The sequence below is a fragment of the Acinetobacter lwoffii genome, assembly GCF_024129855.1.
GTDB classification, from domain to species: domain Bacteria; phylum Pseudomonadota; class Gammaproteobacteria; order Pseudomonadales; family Moraxellaceae; genus Acinetobacter; species Acinetobacter lwoffii_L.
The window spans coordinates 1-14,265 of record NZ_JAMXXC010000039.1 but is presented as its reverse complement, the minus strand read 5'-3'; the positions used below and the strand labels follow the sequence as shown (position 1 = coordinate 14,265).

Annotated in this window: 12 protein-coding genes and 1 pseudogene; 3 read left to right on the top strand and 10 right to left on the bottom strand. The window is 39.0% G+C overall.

Features of this window, described 5'->3' with window-relative positions; all coding sequences use genetic code 11:
* Both NI465_RS15705 and NI465_RS15700 read left to right on the top strand, forming a co-directional pair.
* Nucleotides 1-131: pseudogene (locus NI465_RS15705) on the top strand (IS6 family transposase); the annotation flags it as partial.
* A 372-nt stretch (nt 132-503) separates the two neighbouring features.
* On the top strand, nt 504-1,283 hold the full coding sequence (locus NI465_RS15700) for a TorF family putative porin (protein WP_241392142.1): 780 nt from the start codon (nt 504-506) through the stop codon (nt 1,281-1,283).
* Nucleotides 1,284-1,327: 44 nt separating this feature from the next.
* Here NI465_RS15700 and NI465_RS15695 read toward each other — a convergent pair whose 3' ends face one another.
* The 7 genes from NI465_RS15695 to kdpA form a co-directional block, all read right to left on the bottom strand.
* Complete coding sequence (locus NI465_RS15695; RefSeq protein WP_253145926.1) at nt 1,328-1,543, bottom strand: hypothetical protein; 216 nt, start codon at nt 1,541-1,543, stop codon at nt 1,328-1,330.
* 10 nt (nt 1,544-1,553) lie between these two features.
* Nucleotides 1,554-2,966: a glutamine synthetase family protein gene (locus NI465_RS15690; protein ID WP_253145925.1), complete on the bottom strand. Its 1,413-nt coding sequence runs from the start codon at nt 2,964-2,966 to the stop codon at nt 1,554-1,556.
* Between the two features lie 170 nt (nt 2,967-3,136).
* The gene (locus NI465_RS15685; RefSeq protein WP_253145924.1) at nt 3,137-3,850 is read right to left on the bottom strand and encodes a response regulator; all 714 of its coding nucleotides are present in this window, start codon (nt 3,848-3,850) and stop codon (nt 3,137-3,139) included.
* 27 nt (nt 3,851-3,877) lie between these two features.
* Nucleotides 3,878-6,526 (bottom strand): ATP-binding protein, encoded by a 2,649-nt coding sequence (locus NI465_RS15680; protein ID WP_253145923.1) that lies wholly within the window; start codon nt 6,524-6,526, stop codon nt 3,878-3,880.
* Nucleotides 6,527-6,670: 144 nt separating this feature from the next.
* A complete protein-coding gene (gene kdpC / locus NI465_RS15675; RefSeq protein WP_253145922.1) occupies nt 6,671-7,273 on the bottom strand; it encodes a potassium-transporting ATPase subunit KdpC in 603 nt (200 codons plus the stop codon).
* Nucleotides 7,274-7,295: 22 nt separating this feature from the next.
* A complete protein-coding gene (kdpB, locus tag NI465_RS15670) occupies nt 7,296-9,350 on the bottom strand; it encodes a potassium-transporting ATPase subunit KdpB (RefSeq protein ID WP_004762558.1) in 2,055 nt (684 codons plus the stop codon).
* Nucleotides 9,351-9,361: 11 nt separating this feature from the next.
* A complete protein-coding gene (kdpA, locus tag NI465_RS15665) occupies nt 9,362-11,086 on the bottom strand; it encodes a potassium-transporting ATPase subunit KdpA (protein WP_253145921.1) in 1,725 nt (574 codons plus the stop codon).
* 312 nt (nt 11,087-11,398) lie between these two features.
* Between kdpA and NI465_RS15660 the strand changes: the two genes are divergently transcribed.
* Nucleotides 11,399-12,196: an undecaprenyl-diphosphate phosphatase gene (locus NI465_RS15660; RefSeq protein ID WP_253145920.1), complete on the top strand. Its 798-nt coding sequence runs from the start codon at nt 11,399-11,401 to the stop codon at nt 12,194-12,196.
* Nucleotides 12,197-12,322: 126 nt separating this feature from the next.
* On the opposite strand, the gene NI465_RS15655 is transcribed toward NI465_RS15660, so the two are convergent.
* From NI465_RS15655 to NI465_RS15645, 3 genes are all read right to left on the bottom strand, one after another.
* Nucleotides 12,323-12,517, bottom strand: a complete 195-nt coding sequence (locus tag NI465_RS15655) for a hypothetical protein (protein ID WP_253145918.1) — start codon at nt 12,515-12,517, stop codon at nt 12,323-12,325.
* A 91-nt stretch (nt 12,518-12,608) separates the two neighbouring features.
* Nucleotides 12,609-13,684, bottom strand: a protein-coding gene (locus NI465_RS15650; RefSeq protein ID WP_171539080.1) for an IS3 family transposase whose coding sequence is annotated in 2 segments (ribosomal slippage) — nt 12,609-13,432 and nt 13,432-13,684 — 1,077 coding nt in all. Because the reading frame shifts where the segments join, the coding sequence is not laid out codon by codon here.
* Nucleotides 13,685-13,750: 66 nt separating this feature from the next.
* Nucleotides 13,751-14,029, bottom strand: a complete 279-nt coding sequence (locus tag NI465_RS15645) for a hypothetical protein (RefSeq protein ID WP_253145916.1) — start codon at nt 14,027-14,029, stop codon at nt 13,751-13,753.
* Between the last annotated feature and the right edge of the window lie 236 nt (nt 14,030-14,265).

The window sequence follows — 14,265 nt, the reverse complement described above, 5'->3', positions numbered from 1 at the left end:
TGAAGACGGCTTATGCCACAATTAAAGGTATTGAAGTCATGCGTGCACTACGTAAAGGACAAGCATCGTCATTTTATTATGGTCAGCCTCAAGGTGAAGTGTGTCTAATCAACAGGGTTTTCGGTCTCTAAGCACTTTTAAAAAGGAACTTCATCGACTCAAATCTCTATTTGCAACAGTGCCATAAGAACACACTCTGTACTCAAGTATGTAACTTTAAACTATGCCTTTTAGTTACATAAAATTAGCTTTAATAATTATTTTTTTCTCAGATATGTCACGTGAAACATAATTTATCATTAATAAAAAAACCCTGTATTCATTGGCGATTTTTTTGATTAGTTAATAGGCTTTGAATTCTTAAGCATGATTTGAGTTAGTTAGAATAATGTATACATCTTGATTTTATATGAATTTTACGTAAAATTTACGATAATTTTATTATATATCAATAGATTAAAATCTAACATACATCACTCTACTGACTATTTATTCAGGATGTTATGAAAAACCTGCACAATCTATTTATTTGCCTCACGACACTATCTTCAAGTTACGCTTTAGCTTCAGATAATGGTAAACCTGCTGATTTAAGCTTTTCTGGGAACGTTTCACTTGCGAGCGAATATCGCTGGCGTGGTCAGACTCAAACAAAGAATGACCCTGCATTACAAGGCAACTTTCTTTTAAACCATGCTTCAGGAGTTTATTTTTCTATATTTGCATCGAATGTAGATTTTGGGGACGAAGCACATTTAGAATTGGATCCTCAAATTGGCTATACAGCACCAGTAACATTAGGATCAATACATCCCACAGCAGATATTGGCATGCTGCGCTACAATTATGTCGGCAACAGTGATTTAAATTATAATGAATATTATTTCAAAATGATTTTTAATGCCTTACTGCATCAAAGCGACAGCCTTATACCAAGCATAAGCTATACCAATAACTATGGTGGCAAAGTAACCAGTGAGAGCATGGGTAAAGATATCTCAAACTGGTATTTTAATGTATTGTATGCAACCCCTATCTCTCAATCTGATTTTGGTGCAAATGCAAGCCTAGGCTATTCAAAAGCAAGCGAGGAAATTTATGGTTCTGAAGCAGAGGACCATTTTTTTGATTGGAAAATAGGTGTAACTTATGCCTATAAACCAATGGGACTGCTTGCTGAATTAGCAGCGATGGGTAGCAATTTAACAACGGGTGGTTTAAGCGATACAAATAAAAAGGGCGTTAAAACAGCAGCAGTATTCACACTCACTAAATCTTTTTAAAAATGAATGCCAATAGTATCAACAGTACTATTGGCATATTTATTTTACTTTAATCGTATAAATAAAACTTCTATCTCATTTTTATTAAAACCTCTTTCTTTAAAAATATTTCGGATTAGTTTTTTCATATTTTTGGACGCTTGAGGATATTTCTGTATCAAAACTTCTGCATTCATTTCCTGCAAATTATATTTTAAATATAAATCTTCATTGAGCTGCTGATTTTCAGAATCATCAATAGAACTGAGTTTTGGATTCATATTACGTCTGCTAAACATCCCAATGCTGTTCTATTGAGGTAATCTGATGATAAATATGTTGATACTCCGCACGTTTTACCGTACACCACAACTCAATAAAATCTTTCCCGATGTATTTTTCTAAAATGGCATTGCCTTGAAAAAGTGCTAAAGCATCCAGCTGATTCGTGCTCAAAAAAACAGGCTCACCTTTGGATTGGCTAACATCCTTAGGTATTTCTAAAGGTTGCGTTAACCCATGCAATGCCCCTATACAGATCATGGCAACGGTTAAATACGGATTACAATCAGCACCTGCAACACGGTATTCTAAGCGCTGATTTTCATTGTCAGAACAAGGTATACGGATGGCCACGTTACGGTTATTGATACCCCAATTCGCTTCTAATGGGACATGGTTGCCCACTTTAAAGCGTCTAAATGAATTTACATTGGGTGCAAGAACTGCCATTGACGAGGGGAGCAATACAATCAAGCCACTAATCGCTTTCAATAACTGATGTGACAGCAAATTATTATTGTTTCTGCTAAAAATATTTTGATGGTCTTGATTTAAAACACTCATATGAAAGTGCATGCCGCTGCCAGCTTTATGCATATCTGGCTTTGCTAAAAAACTGGCTTTCAGTCCATTTTTTACAGCAATTTGTTTGATTGTGCGTTTCAACATCATGATCTGGTCGCATAGCTTAAGGATGTTCTTACTATGCTGAATATTGATTTCATATTGCCCTGAAGAGGATTCGGATACTAAGCCTGTAATATGAATGTTCTGTAAAATGGCAATACGTTCAATTTCATCTAAAACTTCTTGATATCTATCTTGCACATTCACATCAAAACATTGATTTAGATATGTGGTATTCGAACTACAAGCACCATCACCATCCACCAAATAAAATTCTAATTCAGCGGCCATACAGGGATAAAAGTTTTGTTGGTGTAAGCTGTTTAAAACTTTTTTTAAAATATTGCGGGGTTCAACTGGGCAATCATTATTTTGATCATCTTTCATGCTCAGAAATAACTGTGCATTTGATTCTGGTTTTAAAGCACAGGGTTGTAGGCTGCCGAGTACTGGCTTACATAAACAATCAGGCTCCCCTATTGATCGACCTAAACCCGTTTCTTCAATTATTTCACCATTAAGACTCATCGCATAAATGGAGAGCGGGAAATAACTTTCTTGTACAACTTTTTTTAAACATGCGATATCTATACGTTTACCACGGACATGCCCATTAAGATCATGTAAATAAACATCAACATGATTGGTATTGGGATAGCGATCCAGATAACTTTTTACTTCTTCTAGAAATAGTAAATCTTCAGTATTGTCACATTTTAGATTAAAGGGTGTCGAATCTTGGATTAATTCAGCAGCGTCTACAATATTGTGTTTCTTCATGAGTAAAGCACTCATAATTTGATCCTATCAAACTTTGATAGCTATCAAAATAAAACAAGTTCCCCCTAAAGTAACGTAAACAAAACGTAAAATAAAACTGTTTAAAAAAGCACTCCTTAAATCTTTTTATCACGTCTAAAAACAACAATATCAGCCCACAAAAAGAATGATAAATTCCTTTTAAATCAATAAGTATTTAAAAACCTCAATCCAACACCAGGTTCAGTAATAATATATTTTGGCTGAATGGCATTATCATTTAATTTCCCTCTTAATTTAGCGACTAAGATCCGCAAATAATGGGTATCTTCTTGATGCGTTGGGCCCCATAGATCTTTCAGAATTTGAGGCTGAGTAATCAATTGGCCTTTATTCTTCGCTAACAAACTCAGCAGCTGATATTCTTTGCGTGTTAAGGAAAGCAATTGCTGATTGAGAAAAACCTGACGTTTAGAAAAATCAATTTTTAATACACCATCATCAAAACTTGCAGCATCAGCAGTGCTATGCTGATATTGTCTGAGCAGTACACGTAGGCGTGCCATCAGCTCCTGAATACTAAATGGCTTGGTGACATAATCATTTGCGCCAGCATCTAAAAGCTTAACTTTTTCTTCTTCATTTGCACGCACTGACAACACGATGACCGGAACATTCGACCATGTCCGAAGCTCTAACAAAACCTCAAAACCGTCTAAATCAGGCAGTCCTAAGTCTAAAATGACCAAGTCTGCACCTTGTAAAGCCAAAAGTTCTAAGCCTTTTTGGCCATTTTCAGCCAAAAGCGTTTTATAGCCCTGTGCTCTGAGTGCAATGTCTAAGAATTTTCGAATCTGGTTTTCATCATCAATAATCAATACATTGGTCATAGAACTGGCTGATTCATTTTGTTCTGGCATTTCTCCCCCTAGAAACCGCTGTCTATATTAAGCAATTTGCTGAATAGGAAGCTGTATGCGGATACATGTTCCTTGATTATTCTTGCCTGATGATGCCATGATTTTTCCCATATGCGCACCTACAATCGCTTTAACAATAGTGAGGCCCAAACCTGTGCCATATTGCCCGCGGTCACCGCGCTGCATTGTATAAAACATATCAAAAATACGTTCTCTCTCATCTTCTGGTATGCCCTGACCTTGGTCGGTAAGGGCAACTTCAATCACATTTTCATTTATTTGTGCTACATCAATGATTACTGCTTTATTTTCTGGCGAAAATTTTGCGGCATTTTCTAAAACATTAAAAATTGCCTGTTCAATCAATGCAGCATGTACAAATAAGCTCAAAGATTCTTGAGGCGCATGTAGCTCAATCAAAGCCTGCGGCATATAACGCTTTAGTCGGCGTATAGCTGAACCAATTAATTCATCTACGCCAATCCAGTCCCGCTTCAAGCTTAAACCTTCATGTCCTAAACGGGTCATATCCAATAAGTTTTGAATATAGCGGTCTAAACGTTCACCCTCTAAATGAATCGCTTCCAGCAAACTGTCCTGATCTTTTTCATCCATCGAATGGCGGTAACTACTCAAAGTGTCCGCTGCGCCAATCATAGAGGCTAAAGGTGATCGCAAATCATGCGACACTGAAGATAAAAGCGCTGAGCGCAATTTTTCTGTTTCAGAATTCACATTGGCTATTTCTAAGGCCTTGGTAAGTTGCGTACGGGAAATAGCTTGTGCAATATACTCCACCATAATTTCAGCCAATTGTTTTTGTTCAGTATTTAAAATAGTTTGAAGATTCGGGAATTTTAATCCAACCACACCTAAACATTGCTTAGAAGCCAACAACGGTAGAAACCACCACTCATTTTCCGTCAGGGTTTGTGTAAATCGGCCGGATGGCTGATGGTTTTTTAAAGTCCAATCGGCCGAAATCTTTTCTTTATCACTGATATTTTCTAATGCTGTTTTCGCTTGTGATGTTTCAGGGAAATAAATCCAAACTTCAGCATTTAAGTTTTTGCTCAGGCTATTTTTAGCAATCTCCTGTACTTGGGTTAAATCTACCGCTGTGGACAGCTTTTGCCCCAAATCCTGCATGATGCTGTTATAGCTGTTTGCCGTTTTGAGGGCGGTCACCTGTTCTTTCAAGCGTGAAGCCAAACGGCTCGAAATTAAGGCGGCTCCCAAAAATGCAACTACCGTGACTACACCCTGATGTGCAGAGATCTGAAATGTAAATTGTGGTGAAATAAAGAAAAAGTTATAGGCCAAAAAGAATAATAGGGCAGAAAAAACCGCTGCTAACATTCGTGTTTTTGATGCAACAAAAACTACTGCGGTAATAAAAATAACGGATAGATCATTTATACCAAGATACTTTTCACCCAAGCTTGCTATTCCAATGCTGATGACAGTGGTCGCAAGCACATACAGCATTTCCCTAATCGAAAAAAATGCCCTTTGATTGAAAACTGAATGATATTTTTTATCCGCAATAATCGGCACAATACTGAGTTCAAAATTTGGCTGATATTTCAGTAATTGATTGATCAAATTGGGCCTTAAACTCAACGAAAACTTTTTCTGAACAGATTGCGCTAGAACCAAGGTCGAAATACCGCGATCCATGACATAATCAAATAAAGTTTTTGCATGCTGCTGGCCATAAAGTATTTCGGTCATGCCGCCCAATTGACGCGTTAAATTCAAGGCTCGTTCTATTTCACGGCTTTGTGAGTTTTCTTGTTTATCGATGACTTGAGTATCATGAGAAAAGGCTACGACAGTCCAATTTGCCAAACGATGTTCTGCGATTCGGCATCCTGTCCGCACTAAAGCTTCAGAATGTCCACAGCCATCTACCATAACTAGAATATGATTTTTTAAGGGAATTGGCACAAGCCCGTGAATAGCAAAGTTTTCCCGTACACTGCTATCAACATGGCTAGCAACCGTTTGCATGGCCAATTCACGTAAAGCGGTTAAATTGGAACTGTTAAAAAACCGCTGCAAGGCCTGTTCTGCTTGTTCAGGCACATAAACTTTGCCTTGATTTAAGCGTTCCAATAATTCATTGACTGGCAAATCAATTAGGCGAATATCACGGATACGTTCGAATAACCGATCTGGTACCGTTTCGGTGACGCGAACCCCTGTAATTTGATATACCACATCATTCAAACTTTCTAAATGCTGAATGTTCATGGTGGTAAAAACATCAATACCTGCATCTAATAATTCATTGATGTCCTGCCAACGCTTTTCATGGCGACTGCCTGGCATATTGGTATGGGCGAATTCATCAACAAGAACGATACTTGGTTTTTTATCCAGTACAGCGTCCAAGTCCATTTCTTCAAGTTGATGCCATTGGTATTCAATAATTTTACGGGGGATAAGGGCGAGCCCTGAAACCAAGTTTTCGGTTTCTGCACGGCCATGCGTTTCTACATAGCCAATGACAATATTGTTGCCCTGCAAGGCCAATTCATGCGCACGAACCAGCATGGCAAAAGTTTTACCTACACCCGGTGCCGCCCCTAAAAAGATGGTTAAGCGCCCAGATTGATAACGTTGCGTATGTTGTAGCAAAACATCTGCTTTATTGGTTCGTTGAGCTGTCATAAAAATAATCTTTATAGATTGTTTTAAAATATGTTTTTAAAAATTCATTTTCAATAAACTTTAAATCATTTTTCGCTATCGTGAAGTGACATAAATGTCGCTGTTGGATCGGGCTCAAGAAAGAGTCCGCAATCCAATTTTGATTTATTTAGCCACCCGATCCAAAGCCAAATTCAGTTCAAGCACATTCACACGTTCAGCCCCCAAAATGCCTAAAGTAGGCTGAACCGTATATTGCTGTACCAATTTCAGCACATCTTGCTCAGAAATCTGTCGTGCTTGTCCCACACGTTTGACCTGAATCAACGCAGACTGCACACTTATTTCAGGGTCTATTCCACTGCCTGAAGCGGTCACCAAATCTGCTGGAATTTTTGATTTTTCAATCTGTTCCTGCGCTGCAATTTGATTTAAACGTTCATCGACTGCTTGGTGCAAAGCTGGATTGGTCCTCGCCATGTTACTCCCTGCCATTGCCATCGGATCATAATTTGAAGCCGATGGGCGTGACTGAAAATACTGTGCCTGAACAAAAGGTTGTGCAACCAGACTTGATCCCACAACCCGATCTTTCTCCACAATCAAACTGCCATTGGCTTGATGCGGAAAGATCACTTGACCCAGTCCTGTTGCAACTGAACTATACATAAAACCGCATAGCCCCAAAGCAACAATACTTAAGCCAACAGAAGCACGTGTTAAACCCGTCAACGATGAATCAATTAATTGATTATTTTCAATATTCATTTTTTTTCATCCTCACAAATTTTTAAAGTGATAACAATGGACTGATCATCAGATCAATCACTTTGATTGCAACGAATGGCAACAACACCCCACCCACCCCATAAATCAACATATTTCGGCGTAACAATTGTGTAGACGTAGACGGTTTAAACTTCACACCACGTAAAGCAATTGGAATGAGTAATGGAATGATCATGGCATTAAAAATAAGTGCTGAAAGAATGGCGCTTTCAGAACTGCCCAAGTGCATCACATTTAAGACATTCATTTGCGGAATAGCAGCAACGAACAATGCAGGTAAAATTGCAAAGTATTTCGACACATCGTTGGCCAAGGAGAAAGTGGTTAATGCACCTCGGGTAATGAGCTGCTGTTTCCCAATTTCAACAACTGCCAGTAATTTGGTTGGGTCTGAATCCAAATCCACCATATTGCCAGCTTCTTTGGCCGCTTGCGTACCTGAATTCATGGCGAGTCCAATATCTGCCTGTGCCAAAGCAGGTGCATCGTTGGTCCCATCCCCGACCATCGCCACCAAATGCCCTTTATTCTGCTCTTCACGAATACAATGCAGTTTATCTTCAGGTCTTGCTTCAGCAATATAGTCATCGACACCTGCTTCCGCTGCAATGGCTGCCGCAGTTAAAGGGTTATCCCCTGTGACCATGACGGTTTTGATGCCCATTTCACGTAAGCGCGCAAATTTTTCTTTAATCCCTTGCTTAATCACATCAGAAAGCTCGATCACCCCTAAAAGGTTTTGATCTTTCGCGACCACCAACGGGGTTGCACCTTTAGATGCGACTTGCTCTACACGGGCTTTGAGTTCGCTATGGTTTTCAAGGGTCTGTGATGCAAATTTAAGAATCGCATCCAAAGCCCCTTTACGTATTTGATGACCATCTGACAAATTAATGCCTGAAATACGCGTGGATGCATTAAAAGCAATAAATTCCGCCTGATCTGGGTCAACCACACGTTCACCCAATTCTTTTGCCAAAGCCACCACCGATTTACCTTCAGGTGTGGGGTCTGCAAGTGACGTGAGAACCGCCGCTTGGCGAAGTTCAGACTCTGTCACACCTGCTAGCGGATAAAATGCAGTTGCCTGACGGTCACCATAAGTAATGGTTCCTGTTTTATCCAGCAACAACACATCCACATCACCCGCCACTTCAACCGCTTTACCCGACTTCGCAATCACATTAGCCTTTAAGGCTCTGTTCATACCCGCAATCCCAATTGCAGGCAGCAAGCCACCAATCGTGGTTGGAATTAAACATACCAATAACGCAACCAAGACGATTGGATTGATTTCAATATTCAGAAAATGTCCAATAAAAGGCAGACTTCCCACCACGACAATAAAAGTCACCGTCATCACAGTCAGTAAAATACCCAATGCGATTTCGTTCGGTGTTTTTTGACGGTTAGAACCTTCAACCAAAGCAATCATGCGGTCGAGGAAACTACTTCCTGCTTCGGCCATCACTTGTACAACAATACGGTCGGTTAAAACCTTGGTTCCGCCAATCACGCCCGACTTGTCTGTGCCTGCTTCACGTAATACAGGTGCAGACTCCCCCGTAACAGCCGCTTCATTAATGGTGGCAAAACCATAAATAATTTCACCATCAGCAGGAATCAACTCTCCTGCACGAACTTCTATCAGGTCATGCATTTTCAATAAAGAAGCCGCAATGTGTTGACCATCAGTATCATCTTTATGCTGAATCAAGCGTGCAGTCAGATTCTGACGGGCCTGTCTTAAAGAGGATGCTTGACCTCGACCTTTGGCTTCCGCCACCGCTTCGGCATAATTGGCAAACAGGACAGTGATAAATAAAATAAAGGTGACCAATAAGCCAAAAACTAAATCAGCTTTCCCCATCAAGGTACTGACCAAGGTAATCAGCGTCCCGAGCCACACAATCGCCATGACAGGATTTCTAATCGCATGTTGTGGAAGCAATTTAATACATGCATTTTTCCACGCTTCAGCTTGGAATAATGTTGACGTATTTTCTTTGTTTTGAAAATTTTCTTGATTCTGAACCGCTTGTTTTGAATGATTCATTGTACTCACCCTTACCCCTGTACCAATAACAAATGATCAGCAATCGGCCCTAAGACGAGGACTGGCATAAACTGTAATAAAGTCAACATCACCACAATCGCAATCAGTGTGAACGCAAAAGTGGGGGTTTCAACTTTTAAACTACCGCTACTTTCAGGTGCCTGACGTTTCGCAGCTAAACGTGCTGCAATCCACAATGGAATAATCAGTGTCGGGAAACGACCCAGTAATAAAGCCAGACCACAACTTACATTCCACCATACGGTGTTATCGGCCAAACCTTCAAAACCTGAACCGTTGTTGGCAAATGCAGAAACATATTCATACAGCACTTGTGAAACAGCGTGGTACTGCGGATTACTATTGCCTGTCAATTCAGGGAAAAATAAAGTCACAGCCGTTAAACTTAAAATCACAATCGGCTGGATCAAAATGACCACTGCCAACAATTTAATTTCACCTGCTTCAATTTTTCGGCCTAACAATTCAGGTGTACGCCCAGTCATTAGACCCGCAATAAACACAGCCAAAAACAGGTAAATAATGAATTGCTGTAAACCACAACCAATCCCTCCCCAAATGGCATTGATCAGCATATTGGATAAAGCCACAAACCCTGTGAGTGGTGCAGATGAGTCATGCATCATATCGACAGAACCATTATTGACTTGCGTGGTCACGGCTGCCCAAAGTGCCGAGGAAGCTTCGCCAAAACGAACTTCCTTTCCTTCCATTGCATAAAGCTGTGTGGCTGTAGATGAAAGACTCTCAGACCAAATTGCACTACTTGCCGAAATAACAGACATCAACAACATTGTGCCAAAAACAAAGCCAGCAAATTTTGCACGCTTGGTGAAAAAACCCAACATGAAAATCACAGAAACTGGAATCAGAAGAATCGCCAACATTTCTAAAAAGTTTGATAATGGTGTTGGGTTTTCCAGTGGCACACTACTATTCGGCCCATACCAACCACCACCATTACTACCCAACTGTTTAATAGCCACCATTGGTGCAACTGGACCCAATGGAATTTTTTGAGTTTTCAATTCTGTCGTTTGATCGATGACTTGAGCTTCAGGCCCGCCTTGAAATGTAGATGGCACCCCTTGGCTATTCAGCAACAATGACCACACCATGCACAATGGAATTAAAAACCGAAACGTTGGTCGAATCACATCCGCCCAATAGTTCCCGATATTTATGCGCTGAACTTTATGATTAAAACTTGCATTTTGATCTTCTTCAGAAAGGGCATTCGAGTCCTTATAAAACAATGCTCGAACAGTAGCCACCACCATTGCCAACCCCATCATCGGGGTAATGATTTGCATACCAACAATACCCACCATCTGCGACAAATAAGACAGTTGAGCCTGCCCTGAATAATGTTGCTGATTGGTATTGGTCAGAAAGGAAATCATGGTATGCAGCGCCAAATCCCATGACATATTGGGTGCATTGTTCGGGTTCAATGGCAAGCTGGCTTGTGTCATAAATAAAACCCAAGTCACCAATCCAAGGACCAAACAACTCAGTACGAAACTCAATGAATAGGTCTTCACGTTCATACCAAGTTTAGGATTGGTTCCCAGCACTGCATAGATTGGTTTTTCAATCCAATTGAACACAGGGTCAATTTTCATCTCACGATTTTGCATAATTGCCGCGAGGTATTTCCCCAAGGGATAAGCCAAAATAGTGACTATTGCGAGCAGTAAAATAAACTCTAACATGGCATTTCACTCCCATTTGTCAGAGCTAAAAACACCTTACAGTTATTGAGATATTTATCATTTTGATTATTTTGTACAAAGCATATTTTTGGATGCTGTACTTTTTGATGCACTATGAGTATCGCACTCATCTTTTCCATCCTAAACATTGGGATATTCCACGGCTTAGTATGAAAAATAGCTGCGTAAACTCTCTATTCACAACTCAGACCCTGCCGTAAAAAAAGCGTAAAAATTTAGCTACGCTCATTTATAAACAGTGAAAAATAGCTTAAAAAGATGGAAAATTTTAACTCTTTACTGCATCTATTTATGGATAATCTTGCACTGCTTAAAGCCTTATTTTTAGGTTTAATTGAAGGCTTAACCGAGTTTTTACCTATCTCCAGTACAGGACATTTAATTCTCTTCGGACACTTAATTGATTTTAAATCAGATTCTGGACGTGTGTTTGAGGTTGTTATTCAATTTGGAGCAATTTTGGCAGTATGTTGGCTTTATCGACAAAAAATTATCGCATTGATTCGAGGCTTTTTTTCAGGTGAGGCGCATGCAAGACGCTTTGCAATCAATGTATTTGTGGCCTTTCTTCCTGCCGTGGTTATTGGGGTCTTAGCTGTCGATTTTATTAAGCAAGTGTTGTTTAGCCCATTGGTGGTCGCTTTTGCCTTAATTATTGGCGGACTTATTATTTTTGCAGTTGAAGCCAGAGAATATAAACCAAAAACTATTGAAGCCACGAACATTAGTTTCAAGCAATCTATCCTTGTGGGTTTTGCACAATGTGTTGCCATGGTTCCTGGTACATCTCGCTCGGGTGCAACCATTATTGGTGGCATGCTATTAGGCTTATCACGTAAAGCAGCAACTGAGTTTTCTTTTTTCCTTGCTATGCCCACTATGTTGGGGGCAGCAACTTATGACTTATTTCGTAATGCTAATGTTTTAACTTCAGATAATTTAGTAAATATTTCTGTAGGTTTTATGGCTGCATTTGTTGCAGCCTTATTGGTCATCAAAGCTTTGGTTAAGTTTGTAGAAAAACACTCATTAAGAGTATTTGCTTGGTATAGAATTGTCTTGGGGATACTTATATTGATTATTTTTTAGAAAATACCAAAAAATTAACTTAATTAACCTCAATCGCGGATAAGCGACTGAGTTGAAAAATACAAGGACTAGAGTAATCAGTTGAGTTACCACACCAAACTCACAACTCTAGTCCTGATGATAATCTTAGAGAATATTCCATGAGAGTTCTTCTTTAACAGGAGGTTCAAATAGAGCAGCCCACTTAGCCAAGTTATCAAGATTGACTTGAGGAACTGTTGGAATACATAGCTTATTTCTTTCAATAATTCTGTTTCTGATTTCGTCCAGATTCGTATCTAAGAAGTGAATTTTAGTAGTTACTCCCCACTGACTTGCCATAGATCGATAATTATCTCTTTCAATTTTTAACCAGAAGCGGTAATACCCCCATTTTTAATTGAACTAATGGGTAGAAAATCCAAAGCCCTTGTTATTGTTTAAAATTAGGTGGACAACCATTTACTGACATATGAGGTCGTTCATGATTATAAAAGTACTGCCATAAGGTTGTACAGTCTTGAACCTCACTAAGCTCTCTAAATAAATATTGGTTTAGGCATTCGTATCGAACTGTGCGATTAAATCGTTCAACATAGGCATTTTGTTGAGGGTTACCTGGCTGAGTGAAGATATGCTCAATATCATGTTGATCACACCATTCTTTCATTAAATCGCTTATATATTCAGGCCCATTGTCGGATCGAATATGTTTAGGTTTGCCTCGCCATTCAATTAATTGGTTAAGCCCCCGCAGAACACGTTCAGCCGGTAATGAGAAATCAACAAGGATATCTAACGATTCTCGATTGTAATCATCAATGACGTTATGCACACGGTAGCTACGCCCATCACTGAGTTGATCATGCATAAAATCCATTGACCATGACTCATTCTTAGCTGTTGGTACTGCAAGGGTTTCTGGTTGTTCTCGCTTAATTCGTTTGTTGGGTTTAATCCTTAAGTTAAGTTCAAGCTCTTTGTAGATCCGATATATGCGTTTGTGATTCCATCCATAACCTTTTACATTGCGCAAATACAGATAGCAGAGTTTAAAACCCCACGTTTTATTTTCATTTGTTAGCTTAATCAACCACTCAGCGATTTGAACATTTTCCTCTTTCAAAAGGGCCTTATAGCGATAACAGGTTTGGCTAACATTAAACATTAAACAGGCCATGCTGATAGAAATCTTAAACTGCTCAGCAGCCTGCTGTGCAAGAGACTTCCGCTGAACTGGCCTTAAAACTTTTTTGAAAGAGCATCTTGTAAAATGTCAGATTTAAGCCGCTCATCAGCATACATACGTTTTAAACGGGCATTTTCAGCCTCTAATTCTTTAAGCCTAGTCATCATGGAAAGATCCATTCCGCCATATTTAGACTTCCACTTATAGAAAGTTGCGGTGCTCATTCCATGCTCACGGCAAAGGTTTGGAACAGGTGTTCCTGCTTCAGCTTGTTTCAAAATACTCATAATTAAGCTGTCTGAATATTTAGATATTTTCATAGAAAATCTCCTTGGATAAAGATTATTCGATTTTCTACTTTTAAGTCCAATTATTTGCGGGGAGCATTACCAAAATAATTCAGGATTGTAATCCATATGATGTATTACTTTTTTATCAATAGAATAATAGCTATAAATTCCATTATCTAATTCTGAACTATCCATAAGGTCATGTATTTCTTGAAATATATCTTCAGTATTCCCTAAATTTCTGAATCCTGTCTCATCTGTTTCATAAATAGTTGCATACCTTAAGTGAATGGTTTTATTCATCACAAAGAAGAAATCTTGAGTAAGCTTTAAGCCATCTACTTTTCTTAAAATTGTATCTATTGTTGGATTCATAAGTTGAATTAAATATCATAAATTTTGTTTTAGTATAAAAGAAAATTACTCGAATATTGATGCCATTTAACATAATGGCCGTTATGCGAAATTTACTGTTAGAACCCATTTAAAGTGTCTATATTCTCACCAATAAAAATGTCTAGTTTATGATGGTTTTTATCACCATGGACTGGATATAAAATATAGATGCTGATCACTATGTCTGACAAAGAAATTCAACGTCTTGCAGTTCT

What these genes read in the sequence shown, in the direction of transcription:
- NI465_RS15700 (WP_241392142.1), top strand. Translation starts at nt 504, where the DNA reads ATGAAAAACCTGCACAATCTATTTATTTGCCTCACGACACTATCTTCA.
- NI465_RS15695 (WP_253145926.1), bottom strand. Translation starts at nt 1,543, where the DNA reads ATGAATCCAAAACTCAGTTCTATTGATGATTCTGAAAATCAGCAGCTC.
- NI465_RS15690 (WP_253145925.1), bottom strand. Translation starts at nt 2,966, where the DNA reads ATGAGTGCTTTACTCATGAAGAAACACAATATTGTAGACGCTGCTGAA.
- NI465_RS15685 (WP_253145924.1), bottom strand. Translation starts at nt 3,850, where the DNA reads ATGCCAGAACAAAATGAATCAGCCAGTTCTATGACCAATGTATTGATT.
- NI465_RS15680 (WP_253145923.1), bottom strand. Translation starts at nt 6,526, where the DNA reads ATGACAGCTCAACGAACCAATAAAGCAGATGTTTTGCTACAACATACG.
- kdpC (WP_253145922.1), bottom strand. Translation starts at nt 7,273, where the DNA reads ATGAATATTGAAAATAATCAATTAATTGATTCATCGTTGACGGGTTTA.
- kdpB (WP_004762558.1), bottom strand. Translation starts at nt 9,350, where the DNA reads ATGAATCATTCAAAACAAGCGGTTCAGAATCAAGAAAATTTTCAAAAC.
- kdpA (WP_253145921.1), bottom strand. Translation starts at nt 11,086, where the DNA reads ATGTTAGAGTTTATTTTACTGCTCGCAATAGTCACTATTTTGGCTTAT.
- NI465_RS15660 (WP_253145920.1), top strand. Translation starts at nt 11,399, where the DNA reads ATGGATAATCTTGCACTGCTTAAAGCCTTATTTTTAGGTTTAATTGAA.
- NI465_RS15655 (WP_253145918.1), bottom strand. Translation starts at nt 12,517, where the DNA reads ATGGCAAGTCAGTGGGGAGTAACTACTAAAATTCACTTCTTAGATACG.
- NI465_RS15645 (WP_253145916.1), bottom strand. Translation starts at nt 14,029, where the DNA reads ATGAATCCAACAATAGATACAATTTTAAGAAAAGTAGATGGCTTAAAG.